At 72.0% G+C, this 20295-nt stretch carries 23 protein-coding genes; 5 read left to right on the top strand and 18 right to left on the bottom strand.

The annotated features are described in order from the left end of the window. Positions 1 to 130 precede the first annotated feature (130 nt). The 3 genes from ABEB03_RS10180 to ABEB03_RS10170 all read right to left on the bottom strand — a co-directional run bounded on the left by ABEB03_RS10180 (position 131) and on the right by ABEB03_RS10170 (position 4236). Positions 131 to 1363, bottom strand: a complete 1233-nt coding sequence (locus ABEB03_RS10180; RefSeq protein ID WP_345644922.1) for an FAD-dependent oxidoreductase — start codon at positions 1361 to 1363, stop codon at positions 131 to 133. 192 nt (positions 1364 to 1555) lie between these two features. Continuing rightward, positions 1556 to 3001, bottom strand: coding sequence for an MFS transporter (locus ABEB03_RS10175; RefSeq protein ID WP_345644917.1), 1446 nt, complete (start codon positions 2999 to 3001; stop codon positions 1556 to 1558). Continuing rightward, the gene (locus ABEB03_RS10170; RefSeq protein ID WP_345644914.1) at positions 2998 to 4236 is read right to left on the bottom strand and encodes a M20 metallopeptidase family protein; all 1239 of its coding nucleotides are present in this window, start codon (positions 4234 to 4236) and stop codon (positions 2998 to 3000) included. The genes ABEB03_RS10175 and ABEB03_RS10170 overlap by 4 nt, the downstream gene beginning before the upstream one ends. A 56-nt stretch (positions 4237 to 4292) precedes the next feature. Between ABEB03_RS10170 and ABEB03_RS10165 the strand changes: the two genes are divergently transcribed. Continuing rightward, on the top strand, positions 4293 to 5381 hold the full coding sequence (locus ABEB03_RS10165) for an Lrp/AsnC family transcriptional regulator (RefSeq protein ID WP_345644910.1): 1089 nt from the start codon (positions 4293 to 4295) through the stop codon (positions 5379 to 5381). Between the two features lie 226 nt (positions 5382 to 5607). Here ABEB03_RS10165 and nadE read toward each other — a convergent pair whose 3' ends face one another. Together nadE and ABEB03_RS10155 are read right to left on the bottom strand one after the other, a co-directional pair. Then, the gene (gene nadE, locus ABEB03_RS10160) at positions 5608 to 6438 is read right to left on the bottom strand and encodes an ammonia-dependent NAD(+) synthetase (protein WP_345644906.1); all 831 of its coding nucleotides are present in this window, start codon (positions 6436 to 6438) and stop codon (positions 5608 to 5610) included. 277 nt (positions 6439 to 6715) lie between these two features. Continuing rightward, on the bottom strand, positions 6716 to 7042 hold the full coding sequence (locus ABEB03_RS10155; RefSeq protein ID WP_345644903.1) for a hypothetical protein: 327 nt from the start codon (positions 7040 to 7042) through the stop codon (positions 6716 to 6718). A 392-nt stretch (positions 7043 to 7434) separates the two neighbouring features. Between ABEB03_RS10155 and ABEB03_RS10150 the strand changes: the two genes are divergently transcribed. Beyond that, the gene (locus ABEB03_RS10150; protein WP_345645963.1) at positions 7435 to 7764 is read left to right on the top strand and encodes a SpoIIE family protein phosphatase; all 330 of its coding nucleotides are present in this window, start codon (positions 7435 to 7437) and stop codon (positions 7762 to 7764) included. Between the two features lie 40 nt (positions 7765 to 7804). Here the strand turns inward: ABEB03_RS10150 and ABEB03_RS10145 are convergent, their stop codons facing one another. The 9 genes from ABEB03_RS10145 to ABEB03_RS10105 all read right to left on the bottom strand — a co-directional run bounded on the left by ABEB03_RS10145 (position 7805) and on the right by ABEB03_RS10105 (position 14774). After that, positions 7805 to 8593 (bottom strand): hypothetical protein, encoded by a 789-nt coding sequence (locus ABEB03_RS10145; RefSeq protein WP_345644900.1) that lies wholly within the window; start codon positions 8591 to 8593, stop codon positions 7805 to 7807. Positions 8594 to 8668: 75 nt separating this feature from the next. Next, the gene (locus tag ABEB03_RS10140) at positions 8669 to 9364 is read right to left on the bottom strand and encodes an alpha/beta fold hydrolase (RefSeq protein ID WP_345644897.1); all 696 of its coding nucleotides are present in this window, start codon (positions 9362 to 9364) and stop codon (positions 8669 to 8671) included. A gap of 133 nt (positions 9365 to 9497) precedes the next feature. Further along, on the bottom strand, positions 9498 to 10442 hold the full coding sequence (locus ABEB03_RS10135; protein ID WP_345644894.1) for a hypothetical protein: 945 nt from the start codon (positions 10440 to 10442) through the stop codon (positions 9498 to 9500). 130 nt (positions 10443 to 10572) lie between these two features. Beyond that, positions 10573 to 11757, bottom strand: coding sequence for a DUF2306 domain-containing protein (locus ABEB03_RS10130; protein ID WP_345644891.1), 1185 nt, complete (start codon positions 11755 to 11757; stop codon positions 10573 to 10575). 97 nt (positions 11758 to 11854) lie between these two features. Continuing rightward, positions 11855 to 12385, bottom strand: coding sequence for a PadR family transcriptional regulator (locus tag ABEB03_RS10125; protein WP_345644889.1), 531 nt, complete (start codon positions 12383 to 12385; stop codon positions 11855 to 11857). Positions 12386 to 12689: 304 nt separating this feature from the next. After that, positions 12690 to 12881 (bottom strand): CsbD family protein, encoded by a 192-nt coding sequence (locus tag ABEB03_RS10120; RefSeq protein ID WP_345644886.1) that lies wholly within the window; start codon positions 12879 to 12881, stop codon positions 12690 to 12692. 236 nt (positions 12882 to 13117) lie between these two features. Beyond that, entirely contained in the window at positions 13118 to 13567 is a 450-nt protein-coding gene (locus tag ABEB03_RS10115) for a DUF3618 domain-containing protein (RefSeq protein ID WP_345644882.1), read from the bottom strand. After that, a complete protein-coding gene (locus ABEB03_RS10110) occupies positions 13564 to 13992 on the bottom strand; it encodes a phage holin family protein (RefSeq protein ID WP_425589215.1) in 429 nt (142 codons plus the stop codon). Before ABEB03_RS10110 ends, ABEB03_RS10115 begins: the two co-directional genes overlap by 4 nt. Positions 13993 to 14249: 257 nt before the next feature. Then, a complete protein-coding gene (locus ABEB03_RS10105) occupies positions 14250 to 14774 on the bottom strand; it encodes a MarR family winged helix-turn-helix transcriptional regulator (protein ID WP_345644877.1) in 525 nt (174 codons plus the stop codon). 39 nt (positions 14775 to 14813) lie between these two features. Between ABEB03_RS10105 and ABEB03_RS10100 the strand changes: the two genes are divergently transcribed. Then, entirely contained in the window at positions 14814 to 15764 is a 951-nt protein-coding gene (locus tag ABEB03_RS10100) for a DMT family transporter (RefSeq protein WP_345644874.1), read from the top strand. A gap of 70 nt (positions 15765 to 15834) precedes the next feature. On the opposite strand, the gene ABEB03_RS10095 is transcribed toward ABEB03_RS10100, so the two are convergent. Both ABEB03_RS10095 and ABEB03_RS10090 read right to left on the bottom strand, forming a co-directional pair. After that, the gene (locus ABEB03_RS10095; RefSeq protein WP_345644871.1) at positions 15835 to 16293 is read right to left on the bottom strand and encodes a VOC family protein; all 459 of its coding nucleotides are present in this window, start codon (positions 16291 to 16293) and stop codon (positions 15835 to 15837) included. A gap of 130 nt (positions 16294 to 16423) precedes the next feature. Continuing rightward, positions 16424 to 17020, bottom strand: coding sequence for a TetR/AcrR family transcriptional regulator (locus ABEB03_RS10090; RefSeq protein ID WP_345644868.1), 597 nt, complete (start codon positions 17018 to 17020; stop codon positions 16424 to 16426). 85 nt (positions 17021 to 17105) lie between these two features. Between ABEB03_RS10090 and ABEB03_RS10085 the strand changes: the two genes are divergently transcribed. Further along, entirely contained in the window at positions 17106 to 18029 is a 924-nt protein-coding gene (locus tag ABEB03_RS10085; protein WP_345644865.1) for an SDR family oxidoreductase, read from the top strand. 47 nt (positions 18030 to 18076) lie between these two features. Here ABEB03_RS10085 and ABEB03_RS10080 read toward each other — a convergent pair whose 3' ends face one another. After that, entirely contained in the window at positions 18077 to 18718 is a 642-nt protein-coding gene (locus ABEB03_RS10080; RefSeq protein WP_345644862.1) for a TetR/AcrR family transcriptional regulator, read from the bottom strand. A 192-nt stretch (positions 18719 to 18910) separates the two neighbouring features. Between ABEB03_RS10080 and ABEB03_RS10075 the strand changes: the two genes are divergently transcribed. Then, entirely contained in the window at positions 18911 to 19564 is a 654-nt protein-coding gene (locus ABEB03_RS10075; protein WP_345645957.1) for an ATP-binding protein, read from the top strand. A gap of 168 nt (positions 19565 to 19732) precedes the next feature. Here the strand turns inward: ABEB03_RS10075 and ABEB03_RS10070 are convergent, their stop codons facing one another. Beyond that, a complete protein-coding gene (locus ABEB03_RS10070) occupies positions 19733 to 20188 on the bottom strand; it encodes a gluconokinase (RefSeq protein ID WP_425589221.1) in 456 nt (151 codons plus the stop codon). Positions 20189 to 20295 lie beyond the last annotated feature (107 nt).

The following is a 20295-nucleotide window of genomic DNA, read 5'->3' as shown; positions in this document are numbered from 1 at the left end:
AGCGCCGCACGACCCCGCAGTTCCGGGCCGGAGCGCCCGCGCGAACAGCGCTCGAGGCCCGTGCGCTTGGTGGTACGACGAGGGCTCCGCCGACCGGGCGACACACTCCCCGCCGGCCGGACCGCGCGGTTCATCGCAGCGAGGCGGCGGGCGGACGCTCACGCAGGGCGCCGTAGCCGATGAAGTACGCCGGTACGCGCTTGAACCACCGCGAGCCGGTGAGGAGGCCGCTCACCCGTTTGGCCCGCCTGGAGTTGCCGAAGGGTGGATCGCCCGCGAGCACGGGCGCGATGACCCGGGCGTGAGCGAGGCGTTGCAGCGCCTGCGTCAGCGCCGTGGTCGGCCAACGGCGCCGCTGGATGCCGCGTACGTCCCGCAGGCCGACCGCTCCCGTGCGCAGCGGCTCGACGAGGTGGCGGGCGGCGGCCACCGCGTCCTCGACCGCGAGGTTGATGCCGATGCCGAAGACCGGCGACATGGCGTGCGCGGCGTCGCCGATGCACAGCAGTCCCGGACGGTGCCAGCGCCGCAGCCGGTCGAGCCGTACGTCGAGCATCTTCACCTCGTCCCACGACCGCAGCTCGTGCGCCCGGTCCGCGAGCCAGGGCACGGCGTCCGAGAAGTCGGCCATGAACCGTTCCAGACCGGCCGCGCGAAGCTCGGCGTCGGTGCCCTTGGGAATCAGCCCGGCGCACTGCCAGTACTGCCCACGGTCGATGAGCGCGGTCAGGAGACGGTCACCGGCGGCGCCCACGAGGCCGTGCGGGTCTCCGTCCCGCCGGGGCAGCCGGAACCACCAGGCGTCCATGGGGCAGCTGTACCTCCGCAGGCCCAGTTCGGGCCGCGACCGGGCCAGTGAGCCCCGGCCGTCGCAGGCCACCGTGAGCGTGGCCCGCAGTTCGCCGGTACGCCCGTCGGAGGTGCGGTAGCGCACCCCGGTGACCCGCCCGCGCTCCATCAGGAAGGACGTCGCCTCCGTGCTCATCCGCACCGAGAAGGACGGCTCTTTGCGGGCCTCGTCGGCGAGGAGGTCGAGCAGGTCCCACTGCGGCACCATCGCCACGTAGTTGTAGGGCCCCGGCAAGGTGCTGAGGTCGGAGACGGTGACGAGTGAACCGTCGGAGCCGAGCGGCAGCTGCACCGTGGTCACCCGGCGCTGCGGCAGCCGGGCGAAGCGCTCGGCCAGGCCGAGGTCGTCCAGCAGCGCCAGGGTCGAGGGATGCACGGTGTCACCGCGGAAGTCGCGCAGGAAGTCTCCGTGCTTCTCCAGCACCGTGACGTCCACGCCGGCGCGGGCCAGCAGCAGGCCCAGGACCATTCCGGCGGGGCCGCCGCCCACCACGCAGCATGTCGTCCGCTCCATCGCAGGCCTTCCCTTCGGTGACAACCGCAACCTGAGCCAATGGAACATATACCCCCAAACACGGGCGCCGTCGGTGTCCGGCCGACGGGGCCTCCCTGCCGGACTCACCGGACTCAGGCCCCGGTACGACACGCGCCGGGGCCGCCATCCGCAGGAGCGGGACCACGCCGGTCGGCCGCTCTCCCTGTCACCTCATGCGCTTGGCGCGCTGTCCGGGTCCTCGGAGCGACGCGCGAGCAGCGTCGTGCCGGCTCCGGCGAGGGCGCACACCGCGCACACCAGCCAGACCAGTACGTACGCGCCCTCGGCGGGCGTCTCCCGCGCCGTCCCGGGCCGGTGGGCCGATGCGGCCAGGACCGCGGCCATGACACCACCCGCCACCGAACCGCCGAACGACTTCACGTTGTTGTACAGCGCGGTCGCCACGCCACCGCGGTCCCGGTCCGCCGCCTCGACGACCACCGTGGGCATGGCACTCAGGGCGATGCCCAGCCCGATCCCCGCCACGACCTTGGTCGCCACGATCTCCCCCAGGGACACGTGCCGTACGGCCAGAACCGCGAAACCGGCCGCGACGAGCGCGAACGACCAGGCCAGCACACGCCGGTAGCCGATCCGCCGGGCGAGCGGCACGGTGAGCGCCGAACCCACGACGGCAGCCACGATGCCCGGCAGCAGCACCAGGGAGATGCGCGCGGAGGAGAGCGCGAAGCCGTAACCGGCCGAGTCCGGATCGGCGGCCAGGAACGTCGTGTCCGGCGCCTGGGCGGCGAAGAACACCACACCGAAGCAGCAGGCCGCGGCATAGAACGGACCGGTCCTACGGCTGGTCAGTGCCCGTACGTCGACCAGCGGATCGCGGCTGCGCAGCTCGGTCCGCACCCACCACACGAGCAGCAGCACGCCCAGCACCGCGCCCAGCAGCACCCGCAGGCCGACACCCCCGTCGTGTTCGAGCGCGGAGACGCCCAGCAGCAACGCCGTGGCACCGAGCGCGAGCAGGGCGAAACCCGGCCAGTCCATGGCGCCGGCCCCGCGCGCCTCCGACTCGGGGACCGCCACGAAGGACAGCGGCACGCACACCGCCGCGAGCAGCGCCGGTACGAGCAGCGCGGCCCGGACCCCGCCGAGCGTCCCGGCCGCCGCACCCATCGAGGCCGCGCCGAGCAGGCCGCCCACGGTGAGGGCCCCGACCAGCCGGGCGATCGCACGACGGGCGTCGGGCACCGAGAGGCGGCTGCGCACCAGAGCGATCTCCAGCGGCAGCAGGGCCGCGAGGGGTCCCTGAAGCGCCCGCCCGACCCACAGCAGCGCGGGTGTGGGCGCCATGGCGACCAGGAGCGACCCGGCCGCCACACACACCAGGGCGACACGCAGCATGCGCCGGTGGCCGTAAAGATCTCCGAGCCTGCCGAACAGCGGTACGCACACGGTCGCGGCGAGCAGCTGCACCGATCCCACCCAGTTCGCCGCGGAGTCGCCGAGACCGTAGGTGTCGGCGAGGTCGGGCAGCAGGGGTGTGATGCCCATCTGCGTGAAGCCGCTCATCATCTCGAACAGGACGAGCAGCCCCACCACCGTCGTGACGGAGGCGTCGCGGCGGTCCGGGGCGACGTCCGGCGCGGCGGTTCCGGTCACGGCGTCACCGCCCCGGCCGCGGTCGGCAGGTCCCCGGCTGCCGCCGCCTGCTCCAGGCGTCCGGCGGCGAGGCCCGCGAGGAGGACCGCGGCGGCGGGCAGGACGCCGTCGTCGAACGCGGCGCCGGGGGAGTGGTTCATCGGCGCGGTACCGGGGTCGCGGTCGGCGGGGCACGCGCCGATGCCGAGGAACACGCCGGGCACCTCCTGAAGGACGAACGAGAAGTCCTCCGACCCGGAGATGGGTCGTGGCGCGATCAACACCCGCTCCGGACCGAGGAGTTCTCCGGCCACGGCCGTGGCGAACGACGTCTCCGCGCCGTCGTTGACCGTCACCGGGTAGCCGTCCTGGTAGTCGATCTCGGCCGTGACGCCGTGCGCGTCGGCGATGCCACGGACCGTGCGCGCGACGGCGCCGCGGACGAGGGCCCGCGCGGGTTCGGACACGGTGCGCACGGTCGCCCGGAACGTCGCGGTCTCCGGGATGACGTTGCGCGCCTCACCGGCGTGCAGGGAACCGACGGTGAGGACGGCGGGGTCGAAGACGTCGACGGTGCGGGTCACCATCGTCTGCAGCGCGGTGACCATCTCGCAGACGACGGTGATCGGGTCCTGGGCGGTGTGCGGGGAGGAACCGTGGCCACCGCGGCCGGTGACGGTCACGTCGAAGCCGTCGGACGCGGCCAGCACCGTGCCCGGCCGGGTGGCGACGACCCCGGCGGGCAGGGTGTTGGCGAGGACGTGCAACCCATAGGCGGCGACGACCCGTTCGCCCGCCGCGTCGAGGACACCTTCGTCGATCATGAGACGGGCGCCGCCGTGTCCCTCCTCTCCCGGCTGGAACATGAAGACCACGTCGCCGGCGAGTTCCTCCCGCCGGGCCGCGAGCAGCCGCGCCGCACCGACCAGGGCGCTGGTGTGCAGATCGTGACCGCAGGCGTGCATGACACCGGTGCGGCGGGAGGCGTACGGCAGCCCGGTGGTCTCCTGCACCGGCAGCGCGTCCATGTCGGCGCGCAGCAGGACGGCGGGGCCGGGCCGGCCACCGCGCAGGACGGCGGTCACGGAGCTGAGCGCCGTACCGGTGGTGATCTCCAGGGGGAGTCCGCCGAGCGCGGCGAGCACGGTCTGCTGCGTCTGCGGCAGATGCAGGCCGAGTTCGGGATCGCGGTGCAAGGCGCGGCGCAGGTCCCGCAGGTCGTCGGCGAGGGCGGTGGCATCACTGAGCTGGAACATGGCCGGTATCCTGCGGCCGAGAAGCATTCCACCCACCGCAATGCCTGGATCCGCCGATGTTCGACGATCGTATGCCGGAAAACGCCACACTGGACGAGCTGGACCTGAGGCTGGTGACGGTGCTGCAGGGCAGTCCACGCGCCGACTGGCAGCAGATCGGGGCGGCCCTCGGCGTGGATCCCTCCACGGCGGCACGCCGGTGGGCCCGAATGTCGGAGGCGGGCCACGCGTGGTTCAGCTGCTATCCGGTCAGCATCGAGGGCATGCCGCTCATCGTCGCGTTCGTCGAGGTGGACTGCGTGCCCGGGCGGCTGTACGAGGTGGCCGCCGAACTCGCCCGGGACCCGCACGTGTTCACCGTCGAGCATGTGACCGGCGGCCGCGACCTGGTGCTGACCTGTGTCTTCGGCAGCCTGGCCGAGGTCGCCCGGTACACCGGGATGCGCATCGGCGCGCTGCCGGGCGTCGCGGCCAGCCGTACGCAGATCGCCACCGCGCTGCACACCGAGGGCAGTCGGTGGCGCCTGGACAAACCGGCCGGGACCGCCCGGCGAGGTACGGTGCGGGTCGCCGCCGGACCCGAGCCCGGCCGTTCGGCGGTGCGACGCGAGGACCAGGTACTGGTGCAGGCCCTTGCCGACGACGCACGGCAGGGCGTGGCCGAACTGTCCCGCCGCACGGGACTCAGCGCGACCACGGTCCGCCGGCGACTGCGCCGCCTGGAGGCCTCCCGCGCGCTGGTCTTCCGGTGCGAGGTCGCACGCGGCCTGTCCGGATGGCCGGTCAGTGTGAGCCTGTGGTGCGCGGCGCCGCCGGGGGAGACGGCACGGATCACGGCACATGTGTCGGCGATGCGGGAGATCCGCCTGTGCGCCTCGCTCTCCGGCCCGCACAACCTGCTCTTCGCCGCGTGGCTGCGCTCGCTCGACGACATCCACGCCTTCGAGTCCCGCCTGGTGGCAGGCTTCCCCGAACTCACGGTCGCCGACCGCGCGGTGACCCTGTGGCCGGTGAAACTCGCCGGCCACGTGCTCGACCCCTCGGGTCGGCGCCTGGGCTCCGTACCGCTCGGCCGCTGGGACCGGAGCACGGTGGCCACGGCGGAGTCCGCGCTGCTCGCGGGGTTGCCTGTCCAGGGCGGATGACGGGCGGCGCGTGAGGGCTTTCCCGCGCCCGTGGTTCGGACGGCCCACTCGCCGTCGACCCGCCCGACTCGACCGACCCGGCCGGCTCCCGCAACGTGTCCCGCACCCCGCGCTCTGCCATGGCCACACCCGGAAAGCCCGCTTCCCCGGGGTGATCCGGCAGCCCCGAGGACCCCCGGGTGATCCAGCAGCCGTCAGGATCCCCGGGAAGGTCCGGCAGCAGCCGTCAGGGCGCGATCGGCAGCCGGCGCTTGTGGTCGGTGAGGCGGTAGCGGCGGACGATCGTCTCGAAGTCCCTCTCGTCCACCGGCTTTCCCTCCAGGAAGTCGTCGATGACGTCGTAGGTGACTCCGAGAGCGTCCTCGTCGGCCTTGCCCGGGTCGAGGGTCTCCAGGTCGGCCGTCGGCGTCTTCCACACCAGCTCTGCGGGCGCGCCCAGCGCGTCGGCGACGCCGCGGACCCGGCGCTTGGTCAGGCCGGTCAGCGGGACCAGGTCGGCGGCTCCGTCGCCGAACTTGGTGAAGAAGCCCGACACGGCCTCGGCGGCGTGGTCGGTACCGACGACCAGACCGTTGTGCGCGCCGGCCACGGCGTACTGGGCGATCATCCGCTGCCGCGCCTTGATGTTGCCGTGCACGAAGTCCTGGTGGTGGGTGTCGCGGAAGCTGACCCCCGCCGCCAGCGAGGCCTCGAGCGCGGCGTCGCTCGCGGGCTTGATGTCCACGGTCAGCACGTGGTCGGCCCGGATGAAGGAGAGCGCGAGCTGGGCGTCGTGCTCGTCGGCCTGGACGCCGTAGGGCAGCCGCATGGCGTAGAACTGCGCCTCGTGCCCCGCGGCCCGCGCCCGCTCCACCGCGAGCTGGCACAGCCGGCCGGTGGTGGTGGAGTCCACACCGCCGCTGATGCCGAGGACGAGGGAGCGCAGACCGGTGGAGGTGAGCCGCTCGGCGAGGAAGGCCACGCGGCGTTCGATCTCCCGCTCGGCCTCGAAGGTCTCGGAGACCTCGAGTTCCCGGGCGATCTCCTGCTGCAGGGCGATGGACGCCGACTCGCTCACGTCTGCTCCTTGATCCGGTTCGCGAAGTGTTGTCGCGCCCACCCTATCCGGGGTCCCGCACGGGGATCCGCCCACGTGGGACGGTGTGGAACCGGGCGAAGGCCGACCGTCGCGCCTTTGGCGGACCGGCCCAGGTGACGAGGCGGGCGGACGGGCAGGGGCGCCGAGCCGTCATGCGCCCGCCGGGCGGACGGCGGCCGGGCGGACGGCGGCCGGGCGGACGGCGGCCGGGAAAGCACGCACCGGCCGCCGTCCGACGGTCCTGCCCGGAGCGGGGTCAGGCGGCGTGCTCGATCCAGCGGCGCACCGCGATGTTGATGTCGGCGGGCAGGGCGCTGAGCCGGTCGATGGCCTCCCTGTCCTCGGGCAGGGGCGGGATTCCGGCGGCCGTCAGGGCCGCGTGCAGGTCCAGACGCCTGCGGTCACGTGGGTCGATGGCGATGTCGAGCCGTTCGGCGGCGTTGGGCGGCGGCAACAGGTGGTCGCCCTGCTCCTGTTCATCGGGCTGTGCGGCCCGGTCCCACCACGAGAAGCCGGGCTCGTCACAGGCGTAGGGGTCGAAGGAGGACTGCGCCGCACCGGACGCGAAAGCGGGGGTGGTCACGGGAATCTCCCTTGCAGCGGTATCGGTTCTGCATGCCAGGAGGTCTCGCGCCCCGGTGCTGGTTGCGGCATTCGCCACGCTTCATGCGAACGGCGCCATTGGCGGCTCATCGGCCCGTCACACCACCATCTCGGGTCGGTTCGCCTGCGTGTACGACCCCCGTGGTGGGCCGCACCACCTGACCGGCACTCGAAGTGATCCATTGGGCCCGCACCCAGGTACGCGGCCTGCCCCGGCGTGGGGCTCGCGGCGGTCGAGGCCCCGGGCCGCCGGCCCGGGGACCACCGTTTCGCCCGTCGAGTCAGTCCTCCGAGTGGCGCGGTCGTCCGCGCCGGGAAGATCGGGTGACGGCGCCCGTAGCCTGTTCCGGCCGGCATCAGCACGCGGAGGGCATGTTGCCGGCGGCGAAGAGCACATGGTGCGCCAGGACGACGACGCACGTAGGGGATCTTGGTGCGTTCTCCCGATGCACCGCAGCGGCAACCGCCTCATACACCGACGGCCTCATCGAGGACCGCAGCCTGCGCCTGGACCTCGAACAGGGAATCACCGTGCTCCGCCGGGCGGTTCACCGCACCGACGCGCCTCTGGACGACCTGTGCGACGCCCTCATGAGCGCGCGCCCCGCCGACTCGGCGGACGACACCACCCTGCTCGTCACCCGGCTCACGCGGCTCCAGCCGGTCACTGCGACCGGCTCCGAGGCGCAGACGGTCGACTGATCCCGCCCGACGGCCAGCGCTGCACGTGATGAGCCGCCGGTCAGTGCAGGTCCACCTGGAACGCGTGCCGGTGGTCGGCGGGGCAGGTGAAGACGCGCAAGTCTCCCGACCGGCCGACGACGACCTCCGTCTCGGCGTCGCTGGCCACGGTGAACAGGAGTGTCATGGCCGTCCCGCAGTCATCGCAGGCAAAGACTTGAGGGTACGTCAGGTGCCAGGTGGGCCAGCCGCCCAGTTTCCAGCCGGCGAGGCGGGTGACGACGTCACCGCCGTCGCCGGTCTCGCGGACCAACTCCTGGAGTCTCGGGCGGAGTTCTTCCGGAAGTTCCTCACGGAACGGGAAGTCGGTCACACGCTCGGCGGTGATGGCGCACGCCTGCGGCAGGTAGCCGTCCTCCTCATGTCGTGAGGGCGGCGGCGGAGTCGTCAGCCGGTCGGTCACGTCGGCGGCCCGACGCCATCGCATCTCGACCACAGGGCTGACGTCGGCCTGCTGGGCCGGAGGATCCCAGTGTTCGTTGGGACACCACAGGATCTGCAGGAGGTCCATGTCGGCGGGCCACCAGGGTCCCGGCGCATCGCGACGAAAGATCTGTGCGACCGGCACCATGGCCGTGGCGGGCCCGCCGTCAGGGCTGATCACGTCGGGCAAGGAACATGCGGGCCACGGTTCGTCACTGGGCCACAGCAGCGGTCCGCCGAGAGAACTGTCCCGGCAGTCCGGCTCCGCGCGCGTGGGATGAAATATGACCGCGTCGCGCGCGTGGGGAGCGAGTTCGGGCAGCACGGCGAGTATCGCCTCGGGCGTCGGACGGGGGGTGTGGGTCATCGTGCCTTCCGATCAGCTGGTTCCAGATCGCTCGCAGCGTATAGCCCGGCTGTGACCGTCGGGCCCGGTGGCGGATCAAGCCGTTCCGCAGAGCTCGACCAGCTGCCGGGACGTACCGGCGGGATCGACGATCTGGTGCAGGTGCGCGCCCGGCAGATGCGCCACTCGCCAGCCGCGTTCACGCGCGTCGGCTGCGAAGTCGTCGTACGGAGGACCGAACAGCAAGTAGGAGCAGGGGTGATCGTCCCAGCCGCCGGGGACCGGGACGCGCTGCTCGTAGTAGGACAGCGGCAGGGTCGGCTGCTCCTCGACGACGGTCTGCCGGACGGTCGGATCGGTGAACATGGGGGCGACGTCCGCCTCGTCCCACCAGTCGGTCCAGCGGGGAAGCCTGCCGTTCACAGCCAATGGACGGAGGAACTCCAGCAACTCGGGCGGGGCGACGGGGGTGGGACCGGTCCGGGCCGGCAGCGCGGCGTCGACGAAGACCGAGCCGGTCACCGGATGGTCGAGCCCCGAGCGCACCAGCGGGAGGAACAGGCCCGCGTTGCTGTGCGCCACCAGCGTGACGGGACTGTCGACCGGGGCCTGTCGCAGATCGTCACGTACGGCCTCCACGACCCGCGGCCAGAACGGCGGAGCTCCGGCGCCCACGTCCAGCAGGGACGGCACACGCACCCGGTGTCCCGCCGCCCTCAGATGTTCGGCCACGGGCTGCCAGGTCGAGGGACCCACGGACGGACTGTGCACGAGAACGAAGATCGGCTGCATGGGACGATGTTCGCGCCCGTCCCATGGGGCACGCGACCGGCTTGGCTGAGAGCAGAGCAGAGCAGAGCAGGGCAGTCGGGAGGGCGCTCTCTGCGGCCACGTGCGGTAGGCATCCGGGAGCCTGCGGCACCCCTCAGGCCGTGGTGCCCGGTGCGGTCGCTCCGGTGAGAGGCGTCTTCCGGTCCTCACCGCCGAGCAGCAGGCGACCGCTCGCACCGGCTGTCAACAGCCCGGCGACCATGGCGATCAGGCTCAGGCCGGGCCCCGACGACCAGTCCACGTCGGGCGTACGGACGGCCAGGACCAGTGTCATCGTGGCCGCGGCGCCGGTCAGGGCGAGCAGCGCCGGGCGGGTGCGCTCGACGTCGTCCTCGGCGAGAGCGCCCAGCACCCCCGCGCCCAGGGAGAGGGCCCAGACGCCGAGCGCCTGCGCGTCGAGCCTTCCGGTGCGCCAGGGGACGAAGTCCGACCAGAAGGCGGGGCGGACCAGCAGTCCCGTACCGATGCCCAGCCAGGAGGACCCCAGCACGGCGAGCGCAGGCTTCGACCAGGCCGGGAGCGGAAGCCTGCGTGGTGCGGGCGGCCCGGCCGGCGTGAGGAACTGCCAGGCCAGGGCGATGACCGCCCACACGCACAGCAGGCCCAGGACGAGGATCCAGCCGACGCTGAACAGGACGGGGGCGATCGGGCCGCCCTCGGCGACGTACAGTCGGCCGGCGTTCAGGAGGGTCACCGCGAACAGACCGACGAGCACCGCGGCGGTGGGCAGCACCAGTGTCCGGGTCTGCTGCCAGGAGCGGGCGCGGCCCATGGCGAACAGGGCCGGTGCGGTCCCCAGCATGCCCGCGCCGATCAGTCCGGGACTCAGCGACCTGGGTGAGGGCCAGGCGCCGAAGACGTGACCGGTGAGCGCGACGGCCGTCAGGAGCCCCCCGACCAGGAGGTTGATCACGGCCACGGCGATCGCGAGCATCGCCAGGCCGACCGTCAGCGGACGCCCCTGCACGGCACCGGTCCCGGGTGCGGGCACGGTCGGTGCGCTGCCGACGGGTTCGGACGGGTCGGTCGGGTTCGGCATGGTGGTTCGGCCTCCAGAGGGGGCGGCCAGACGATGGCCGGGGCGCGAGCTGACAGGGGCGACGCGGTGTCGGGGTGACCCCGGCCCGGCGCTGACGGAGCCGACGGGCCGGGTGCCGGAACGGTCGTGATCAATACACCTGGGCGGCCGGCGCCGACACACGGGTCGTGGGCGCGGCGGCCGGGACGGCACGCTTGAGCACCTCGCGGGCGTGGACGACGCGCAGGCTCGTCACGAGGGTCGCGGCGAAGGCGAGCATGCCGCAGCCGATGGCCACGGCGGCGGTCAGCGCCGTCAACCGGTCCAGCCCGAGGCTGCGTTCGAACAGCACCACGGAGCCCGCCGAGAGCACCGGCGCCAGGCACAGCGCCGTCAGGTGGATCCGCCACTCCTCCCGCGCCCAGAGGCGTCCGTCCCGTCCGGCCCGGCGCACGCCGACGGCCATGACCCCGTAGGCCACCACAAAAGGCAGCAGGTAGCCGGCCAGCAGGCGCTGCCCGCCGGCGCCGAAGTCGAGGAAGGAGCGCACGATCCACACCAGCGCGGCCGCCCCGGCGAGGTGTGCGGCGACGGTCACCGGCAGCGGCGCCCACGACCCGTGCAGTCCGGCGACCGTGCGTCGCCGGTCGCGTGCCCGGGAGGCGAGCAGCGCGCCCAACACGACCACCGAGCCGAGGTGCATGATGGCCACGCGGTTGATCTCCGTCATCGGAAGTCCGGGCATCACCCACGGCAGGGCACCCCACTCCAGACGCAGCAGCGGAGCGGTCAGCAGGAAGCCGTAGCAGACCAGCATCCACCGCTGGTGCAGGTCGGGGAAGCCGGCGACGGCCGCGAGGATGCCGAAGGTCACGCTCAGCACCGTGCCTACGAGGATGGTGGCGAGGACGATCCAGAAGGCCGGGCCGCTGAAGGCGTCCTCGGGCGCGGTGCGGGCCAGGTACACCGCGGCGCCGGCCATCGACGCGTACACCGTGACCGCGAAGACGACCCCGAGGACACGGTGCAGCCGACGCCGACGGCGTGCGGCCGTGAGCAGCTGGGCGGGCCCGAGCAGCATGAGCAGACCACCCAGCACCGAGTGGACGATCATCGGTACGAGGCTGTGCCGGTAGGGGGCGATACGGGTGGCCAGCGCGTCGGCGACGTAGCGGGGCGAGACCGTGTGGCCCAGCAGCCACTCGCCGAACGCCGGGGCGCCGGGGCGCGCGTACGGCCACAGCTCGGTCATCGCGATCGGCGCGTAGGCCACGCACAGGACCGACACGGTGACCGCGGCGACACGGCGCCACGTGGTGGTCGTTGGAGGACGCACGGCGACTCCCTGCTCACGGGCCTCGGTTCCACGGCACCGCGATAGTCTCTTCTGGACTATCGCGGGTTACCGACGGTAGAGGCGGCCGGGGCCGGGGTCAACGGTCCGTCGTACGTTCGTCCCTGTCGTGCACCCAGTGCCAGAAGTCGACCATCATCCGTTCGTAGCGGATGCCGAACTCCAACGCCTCGCGCTGGCCCGACGTCAGCAACTCGCCGACGCTTCCCGCGAGTTCCTCGTACTCGCTCAGCGTCTTCTCGTGCTCGGAGACCTGAGCCGGTGCGAGCACGTCGGGGCGACCGCCGAACCAGAGCTTGAGAATGCCCCGTTCGCGGGCCTCCACCGGAACGAACGCGGGATCGTCCAGCCAGGTCCGCAGGGCCGTGCGCCCGTCCTCGGTCAGCGTCAGCACGCGCCGGTTGCGTCCGGACTCCTGTCGCACCTGCGCCAACAGCCCCGCTTCCAGGAGCCGTTCGCACTGCGCGTAGACCTGCGCGTGCGGCACGGACCAGAACGGGGCGACGGTGCGGGCCGCCTCCCCCTTCACGTCGTAGGCGCTGGCCTCGCCCAACTTGTCGATGATGCCGAGGACGAGGTACGAGGAGGTCGTCAACCGAGCGTCAGCCATGGGGCGACCGTATCCTCCCCGCGGGGCGCGGGGCGTCGGCCGGGGCGCGAGACCCGACGGCCGCTTCGCCCGGGGAACACCCGGCGCGCGATGCCGCGGGCGTGCGGGCAGGGGAGGGGCTGTGCAGTTGGGGGAGGGACTGTGCGCGTGGGTCGCGGGCAGCCCGTCGTTCTTTTCGAGGGGGTCCGTGGTGGCCGAGTCGGAGTGGTCCGTCGCGGTCGTGTCGAGGCGGTCCGTCGCGGTCGAGCGCCCGGACAGGCGAGGGGGCCCGCCCTGGACGGGCAGACCCCCTCTCCGCGCACACTCAGGTCTGGTCGCGCTTGATCGCGCGCCCGGTCTCCTGGATCCGCTCGCCGGCCTTGGCCTTGGTCTTCTTGGCCTCGCCGCGCGCCTGGTCCAGCTGACCCTCGGCCTGCATCTCGCGGTCGCCGGTGACCTTGCCGGTCATCTCCTTGGCCTTGCCCTTTATCTTGTCCTGACGGCCCTTACCGGCCATGGTTCCTCCTTCAGAGGTGGTGTGGCTTGCCCGCCCAACGTAAGTGGGGTCCTGCGCGATCGCGCGTTGAAGCGTCACGTTGAGTAGCCAAGACCCCGCGGGCCCACCACGGTCACCTCGAGAGTCGGGGCGGCCCGGCCTTCGAACTCGGCACATACGCAGGGGTGTTGGGATCCGAAGGCCTTGGACCGCGACGGCCGCGCTCTGGGTCGGCCCACTCCACCGCCTCCGTACGGTCACCCCTGACGGCGGCGGTACAGGAACCACGCCGCGACTGCGGCGCCGACGCCGGCGAACAACAGCCCGCGGTTGTCCCGGGCGATCTGCGCCCCCTGGGCCGTCCTGGCCTGCAACGGTTCGGGCGCCTTCTCCTCCCACAGCCGACCGGCCTGGACCGCCTTGGTGTGCGCCTGCTCGGTGGCCTGCGCGGCCTTGTCCTTGACGGGGTCGGGCAGCTTGCCCTGGACCCGGGACGCGGCTTCGGTCGCCTTGGCCTTCAGGGCACCCGCCTTGGCGGCGGTCTGGTCCTTGACCTCGGCGACCTTGTCCTGCGTGCGGGCCTTGACATCCGCCTTCGCCGCGAGTGCCTCTACGGTCTCCCCGAGGTCGTGGCGCGTCTGTTCGACCTGTTCGCGCAGCTCCGCCGGGGTTTCGGCCGTCTTCTTGTCGTGGGGCTGCTCGGTCATCGGTGTGCACTCTCCTTGATCTCGGCGATGTCCGCCTTGACGTTCTCGATGGACTGCGTCGGTGCCGGCGGTGCGGCCGAACTGACCTGCCTCTTCCCGGACATCGCCATGACCGTGGCGATCACGCCGAGTACGGCGGTGACCGCGAGCGCGGCGGCCCACACCGGCAGGACGAGCGCCAGCGCGGCGATCACGGTGGCCGCCAGCGCCTGAAGCATCAGAATGCCGACGACACCGGCGCCGCCGAAGAGGCCGCCACCCTTGCCGTAGCGCTTCCCCTTCTCCTTCATCTCCGCCTGCGTCAGGCGGAGTTCCGTTCGCACGAGTTCCGTCAGCTGCTGTGTGGCGCGCTGGACCAGCTCGCCCACCGGCTCCGGACCGGGCGTCTGCTGCCCCGGTCCGTGGCGCGGCTGCGTACTCGACACGACACTCACCTCCCGTCACGTGACTTCCTCCGGACCCGAGGCGCCGCGGCGCACCGGATGTCCGGTGACCCCGCGAGTACCCACAAACAGGCCGTCCACCTGTCCCTTCAACTCCGCGACGCTTGAGGGGAGATGGGCACGGTGACGCCGGAGGCGGGCCGGGCCGGCCAGGTCCGTGAGACGGAACTCCGGGACCGGGGCGTGCGAGTGTCGTCCGCGACGTGGTTGCGCCGGTCATGTCTCCACGGGGTGGCGGGTCACTCCTCGACGGGAGGGTGCGGATGATCCATGCGGGCGAGCCAGGTCCTGAGCAGCGTTTCGAGGGCCTCGGCCTCGTTCGGGGTGAGCTGGTCCAGCAGGTGGCGCTCGTTGCGCATGTGGTCGGTGAACGCCTGGTCGATCAGGTGGCGTCCGGGTTCGGTGAGGGCGACGATCCGGCCCCGCTGGTCGTCGTCGGAACGGCGGCGTGTGACGAGTCCGGCCCGCTCCAGCCGGTCGATCCGCTTGGTCATGGCGCCAGTGGTGACCATGGTGTGCGCGGCGAGCTCGCCGGGCGCCCGTTCATAGGGCTCGCCGGCACGGCGCAGGGCGCACAGGACGTCGAACTCTCCCTCGGTCAGGCCGTAGCGGCCGTACACGAGGCAGAGCTCTTCGGTGAGGCGGTCGGCGAGGCGGTGCAGTCGGCCGATCACTCCCTGCGGGGAGATGTCGACGTCGGGTCGCTCGCGGCGCCAGTCGGCTTGGATGCGGTCCACACGGTCCAGGAGTTGCCGGTCTTTCATGAAAACAATATAGCTTCCAGGGAAGCTATATTGTCTTCCATGGAAGCTAATCTGCGGTGGGTGGCCCTGACCGCGGTCGCCCCGGTGGCGTGGGGGACCAACTACTTCGTCACGCACGAGTTCCTCCCCGCGGACCGCCCGCTGTCGGGGGCCGCCCTGCGGGCGCTGCCCGCCGGTCTCGTCCTGCTGGCAGTGCGCAGGCAGCGGCCACGGGGGGCCTGGTGGTGGCGGTCCGCCGTACTGGGGGTGCTCAACGTGAGCGTCTTCTTCGTCCTCGTCTATGCCGCCTCCCAGTTGCTTCCGGCGAGCGTCGCCTCGACCGTCATGGCGGTGTCCCCGCTGACGATGATGCTCATGGCCTGGCCCCTGGTGGCCGAGCGGCCCCGGCCCTCCCATCTGGCCGGCGCCGCCGTCGGGCTCGCCGGGGTGTGCCTGATGCTGCTCACAGGGGCGGGCGGAGTGGGTGTGCCGGGGGTCCTCGCCTCGGCCGCGGCCGTGCTGGTGTCGTCCTTCGGCCACATCCTGACCAAGCGGTGGACCGCCGATGCCGACGTACTCGCCTCGACCGCATGGCAGCTCACCGCCGGAGGTCTGTTCCTGATCCCGGTCGCCGCCGCCGTGGAGGGTCCCCCTCGCGAACTGTCCGCCCCGGCGCTCCTCGCGTTCGGCTATGTCGCCCTGGTCGCCACCGCGCTGGCGTTCGTCGCCTGGTTCACCGGGCTGCGGCACCTCCCGGCGGGCACGGTCGGGCTGATCGGGCTGCTCAATCCCGTGACGGGTGTGCTGCTCGGCACGGCGCTCGCGGGGGAGACCCTGGCGGTCCAGCAGGTCTGGGGGCTGGTACTGGTCCTGGCCGGGGTCGTGCTGGGCCGGCCCATGAGAGCGGGACGGCGTGGCGCCCGGCGGGCGGTCCCCCGCCCCATGGCCGGCGGATCCTCCGCGCGAGAGCCCGCCGACTGCTCTTCCGGAGGAGCCGGCACCGCGCGGTGAAGGCACTCTCAGCCGTGAGCCGGCCGGTCCGTGAGCCGGCCGGTCCGGGGGCCGCCCGGCGGGTCACTGCTCAGCGAAAGAGTTCGCGGGCTCGGCGGGCCACCTCGTCCGGCGTCAGGTCCTCCAGGTGTGTGAGGAAGACCCAGACATGCCCGAAGGGATCTTTCAGGATCGTCGTGCGATCGCCGTGGAACTGGTCGGCCGGCGGTTGCACGAGGTCCGCACCGGCCGCGGCGGCCCGGTGCGCGAGTGCGTCGACGTCGTCGACGAAGACGTGCAGGCCCACGGTGGTACCGCCGACGGCGGTCGGCGCGCGGAAGAGGGGCCCCTCCGCGTCGCCCAGCATGATCGTGGAGCCCTGGATTCTGACCTCGGCATGCACGATGCGCCCGTCGGGGCCGTCGAGGCGGAACAGCTCTTCGGCGCCGAACGCACGGGTGTAGAAGTCGATCGCGGCGGCGGCGCCGTCGATCATGATGTGGGAGATCACGGCGTTGCGGTAGGGCTCGGGAACGGTGCTCACGGACATGGGAACTGCCTCCTCTTGGCCGGCTGGTGCCGATGCCCCGAAGGTAGGAGCTGAACCAAAGTTGAGGTCAAGCGCGAGTCGGCGGGCCGCGAGCAACGCGGGGGAAGGAGATCCGTCGGACGGACGGAGCCTAGCTCGCCGTCGGCGAGACGGACGGCTTGCGGCCGGCCGTCGTGACCGCCTTGAGCTCGTCCAGTGATTCCCGCATCAAGCGCGCCAGGTCGCCTTCTTCGGCCGCCGCGATCCAGGACTCGAAGGCGATCTTGAAGACGGCCATGCCCGCCTCGGCTGTCAGGCTCGCCGCCGGCTCAGGGACGCCGCGCTCCCGCAGGGTGTCGGCGAGGGCGGCCGACATCGAAGCGAGCTTGATCAGCTCACGCTCCTGGAGTTCCGCGTTCGCCGTGATCACGGCGTGCCGCTTCCTCGCCTGTTCGTGCAGGTCGACGAACGCATGTGAGGCGGCGTCAAGTCCCAGTGCCAGCACGTCGATCGGTGCCGCGGACTCCGGCGCCTGGGCCACCGCCCGCACGAACAGTTCCTGCAGCTCGCCGGATCCGGCGAAGAGCACCTCGCGCTTGTCGGCGTAGTGCCGGAAGAAGGTCCGCTCCGTGAGCCCGGCCCGTTTGGCGATCTCCGCCACGGTCGTCTGCTCGTATCCGCGCTCGCTGTAGAGCTCCAACGCCGCTTCCGCGAGGCGTCCACGCGCGTTCGGCTCCCATCTACCCATGGGCAGATCCTACGTGATGACAGTCCCTGACATCAGGTGTTAGAGTCGATGACAGTCACTGACATCACTGGTTTGGAGTCTTCCCATGCGGTTCTTCGTGACCGGCGCGTCCGGCTGGATCGGATCGGCCGTCGTGCCCGAACTCATCGACGCGGGGCACCAGGTCGTCGGGCTCGCCCGCTCCGACGCCTCCGCCGAGGCGCTCACCGAGGCCGGGGCGGAGGTGGTCCGCGGCACGGTCGACGATCTCGCCGTGCTGCGGGACGCTGCCGTCGCGTCGGACGGGGTGATCCATCTCGCCTTCAAGCACGACATCGCGTTCACCGGCGACTTCCAGGGTGCCGCCGAATCCGATCGACGTGCCGTCGACACCTTCGGCGAGGCCCTCGCCGGCAGCGACCGGCCCTTCGTCCTCGCCTCCGGCGTGGCCGGACTGGCACCCGGACGTGTGGCGACCGAGCGTTCGACGCCCGCGATCGACGGGTCGCCGGTGTCGATGCGGCAGGCCACGGCGAGGAAGGCGCTCGACCTCGCCTCGCGCGGCGTCCGCTCGTCCGTGGTGCGGCTGTCGCCCACCTGCCACGGCGAGGGGGACCAGGGCTTCATGGCGACCCTGGTCGCCATCGCCCGGGCCAAGGGTGTGTCCGGCCACATCGGTGACGGCGCCACCCGCTGGCCTGCCGTCCACCGCCTCGACGCGGCTCGCCTGTTCCGACTGGCGGCCGAGCAGGCCCCGGCGGGAACGGTGCTCCACGGTGTGGCCGAAGAGGGTGTCGCGATCCGTGACATCGCGGAGGTGATCGGCCGTCACCTCGACGTGCCGGTGGTGTCCGTGGCTCCGGATCGGGCGGCCGAGCACTTCGCCTGGCTGGGGGCGTTCCTCGGTCTCGACTCTCCGGTGTCGAACACCCTGACCCGCGAGCTGCTCGGCTGGGAGCCGACCCGGCCCGGCCTTCTCGAGGACCTCGACAAGGGCCACTACTTCCGCATCGCCGACACCGTCGCCTGACCGGTCGCGCGGCGCGAGGGGACACCGGCGGAGCCCTCGGCCTCGCGCTACGCGCTTGCAGACGGGTGTGACTGCTCACCTCGCCCCGTCGAGAGGCTCGCCTGCCACCTGGGTTGCAGGCGGTCCAGGAGGGCGCGGAAGGCCGCGTCGGAGCGGTCCCAGTCGCCGTCCGCCAGAGGCGCGATGAGGAGACCTAGAGTCGCGTCGACCACGAGAGCGGCCTCCGTCCTCGCCCCACCCTCGGTCATGCCCATGTCGCGAAGGACCGAGGCGAGCAGGTCCGTCCACTCGGTGACCAGGTCGCGCAGGAAAGGCCCGTACCGTTCGGGGTGGAGCAGGCTGGCGGCCATGATCTCCAGGTAGAGGGGGAGCGCTTCGCGCAGGCCGGGGGTGTTGAACTGCCGCCAGAGTTCTTCCAGGAGGTGACGCAGCGAGGCCGGGTCCTTGGGTGAGGCGTCGGTGCCGAACAGGGCCCGGGAACGCAGGAGCGGTCGCTGTTTGTCGAGGGCGATCGCCTCGCTGACCATGCGCTCCTTGCTGACGAAGTAATACAGGAGCATGCGGTCGCTGGTGCCCAGAGCCTGGGCCAGCGGGCGGAGGGACAGATCGGCCAGGCCGTTGCGGATCAGGTACGCGCGGACCTTGTCCAGCAGGGCGCTTCGTTTGGCCGGGTCGGGCGGGCGCGGCATGAGAGCTCCCGGTGTGGTCGCGCGGATGCGAGGGCGCGTTCTCGCACGTCAGGGACGGGTCCGGCGCCGTGGCGCGACTTGTCCGCCAAGTCGCTTTTGAGTGGCTATTTACTGTAGCAACCGTTACATGTATATTGTAAGTGTAGCGAGCGCTACGTGTACACCTCCGACATCGAGAAGGGACTGGTTCCCATGGCCCCCCAGGCCATCACCCTCACCGCCACCGCGCGCTGGGGGCGTTTCGCCCGGTTGTGCCGGCGTTGCCTGGGAGACCCGCTCCGCACGACCGCCCCGGACCGTGGTCCGGGCCAGGGGAGCTCCCCGGAGGACGTCCCCGTGTCGCGGGCCGACAAGCGTCGTGCCCTGTGGTCGCGCACGCTGGAACCAGTGCGTCCCCTCGACGCGCCCCGCGCCCGCCCCACCGCGTGGGACGCCTCCTGGCCCCTTCAGCGAGATCCGACATCGGTCCGCCGGGCCCGGAAACTGGTGATCGCCCAGCTGGAGACATGGAACCTGACGGAGCCGGCCGACACCGCCGAACTCCTGGTGAGCGAAGTGGTCACCAACGCCCTGTGCCACACGCGCGGCCCACTGCGGCTCAACCTCCAGGTGCGCGGTTCCCGTCTGCGGTGCGAGGTCGAGGACACCGACCCGGCCGGCCCCGTACGCCGCTTCGTCGACGTCGACGCCGAGGGCGGACGTGGGATCGAGCTGCTCGACCTGCTCACCGACGCCTGGGGGACGAGCGATACGGCGACCGGTAAGACCTTGTGGTTCGAGCTGCGGACACACGCCGAAGCGACGACGCAGACGCCCTCGCGAGAAGGTCCCTCGGCGTCGGGTTGAGGCTCTCCGTACACGAGGGAGTCCGAGCCCGCAGCCGATGGATGCCCGGTCCCCACGGCCCGCGGATGGATACGGCCAGACGCGGGGGCGCGACCGGCGGGAAACTGCTGCCTCCGACGGTGGAGAACGCAGGACGGGCCGTGCCGGACCGGGGCGTGACCGCGTGCACTACAGCTGTCGCGCCAGCAGGTCCGCGGCCAGGTCGGCGAGGGTGTCGGGATCCGGGGTCGCGTCGAGCTCGGCTCCTCGTTCGTCCGGGTCCAGAGGTTCGAGCGCTGCGAGCTGCGAGTCGAGGAGGGAGCCGGGCATGAAGTGGCCGGTGCGCCGGCCGAGACGGTTCGCCAGCAGGTCGCGGTCGGCCGTCAGGTGCAGAAAGAAGGCGTCCGGGCAGGCCGCCCGCAGGATGTCCCGGTAGCGTCGCCTGAGTGCGGAGCACGAGACCACCGCACCGGTGCCCGCCTGGTCACGCTCGCGCAACCAACGACCGATGGATTCCAGCCAGGGCCGGCGGTCGGCGTCGTCGAGCGGCGTTCCGGCCGACATCTTGGCGACGTCGGCCGTGGAGTGGAAGTCGTCTCCGTCCGCCAAGGGCACGCCCAGCCGCTGAGCCAGCAGGCGGGCCACCGTGGTCTTGCCGATCCCTGCGACGCCTGTGACCACGACGCACGGAGACCGACGCTCAGTGGGGTTCATCATCGGCCGGCGTCTCGGGATGCAGCAGGTCGCTGCGC

Origin of the sequence: Streptomyces siamensis (genome assembly GCF_039543605.1) — a bacterium.
Taxonomy (GTDB): domain Bacteria; phylum Actinomycetota; class Actinomycetes; order Streptomycetales; family Streptomycetaceae; genus Streptomyces; species Streptomyces siamensis.
Note: the sequence above shows the minus strand (reverse complement) of the source record. Positions and strands in the feature narration are given on the sequence as shown.

Excerpts from the sequence above, each read along its gene's own strand:
- ABEB03_RS10180 (WP_345644922.1), bottom strand. The coding sequence starts at position 1,363 with ATGGAGCGGACGACATGCTGCGTGGTGGGCGGCGGCCCCGCCGGAATG.
- ABEB03_RS10170 (WP_345644914.1), bottom strand. The coding sequence starts at position 4,236 with ATGTTCCAGCTCAGTGATGCCACCGCCCTCGCCGACGACCTGCGGGAC.
- ABEB03_RS10165 (WP_345644910.1), top strand. The coding sequence starts at position 4,293 with ATGTTCGACGATCGTATGCCGGAAAACGCCACACTGGACGAGCTGGAC.
- ABEB03_RS10150 (WP_345645963.1), top strand. The coding sequence starts at position 7,435 with ATGTTGCCGGCGGCGAAGAGCACATGGTGCGCCAGGACGACGACGCAC.
- ABEB03_RS10145 (WP_345644900.1), bottom strand. The coding sequence starts at position 8,593 with ATGACCCACACCCCCCGTCCGACGCCCGAGGCGATACTCGCCGTGCTG.
- ABEB03_RS10140 (WP_345644897.1), bottom strand. The coding sequence starts at position 9,364 with ATGCAGCCGATCTTCGTTCTCGTGCACAGTCCGTCCGTGGGTCCCTCG.
- ABEB03_RS10135 (WP_345644894.1), bottom strand. The coding sequence starts at position 10,442 with ATGCCGAACCCGACCGACCCGTCCGAACCCGTCGGCAGCGCACCGACC.
- ABEB03_RS10125 (WP_345644889.1), bottom strand. The coding sequence starts at position 12,385 with ATGGCTGACGCTCGGTTGACGACCTCCTCGTACCTCGTCCTCGGCATC.
- ABEB03_RS10120 (WP_345644886.1), bottom strand. The coding sequence starts at position 12,881 with ATGGCCGGTAAGGGCCGTCAGGACAAGATAAAGGGCAAGGCCAAGGAG.
- ABEB03_RS10115 (WP_345644882.1), bottom strand. The coding sequence starts at position 13,567 with ATGACCGAGCAGCCCCACGACAAGAAGACGGCCGAAACCCCGGCGGAG.
- ABEB03_RS10105 (WP_345644877.1), bottom strand. The coding sequence starts at position 14,774 with ATGAAAGACCGGCAACTCCTGGACCGTGTGGACCGCATCCAAGCCGAC.
- ABEB03_RS10100 (WP_345644874.1), top strand. The coding sequence starts at position 14,814 with ATGGAAGCTAATCTGCGGTGGGTGGCCCTGACCGCGGTCGCCCCGGTG.
- ABEB03_RS10095 (WP_345644871.1), bottom strand. The coding sequence starts at position 16,293 with ATGTCCGTGAGCACCGTTCCCGAGCCCTACCGCAACGCCGTGATCTCC.
- ABEB03_RS10090 (WP_345644868.1), bottom strand. The coding sequence starts at position 17,020 with ATGGGTAGATGGGAGCCGAACGCGCGTGGACGCCTCGCGGAAGCGGCG.
- ABEB03_RS10085 (WP_345644865.1), top strand. The coding sequence starts at position 17,106 with ATGCGGTTCTTCGTGACCGGCGCGTCCGGCTGGATCGGATCGGCCGTC.
- ABEB03_RS10080 (WP_345644862.1), bottom strand. The coding sequence starts at position 18,718 with ATGCCGCGCCCGCCCGACCCGGCCAAACGAAGCGCCCTGCTGGACAAG.
- ABEB03_RS10075 (WP_345645957.1), top strand. The coding sequence starts at position 18,911 with ATGGCCCCCCAGGCCATCACCCTCACCGCCACCGCGCGCTGGGGGCGT.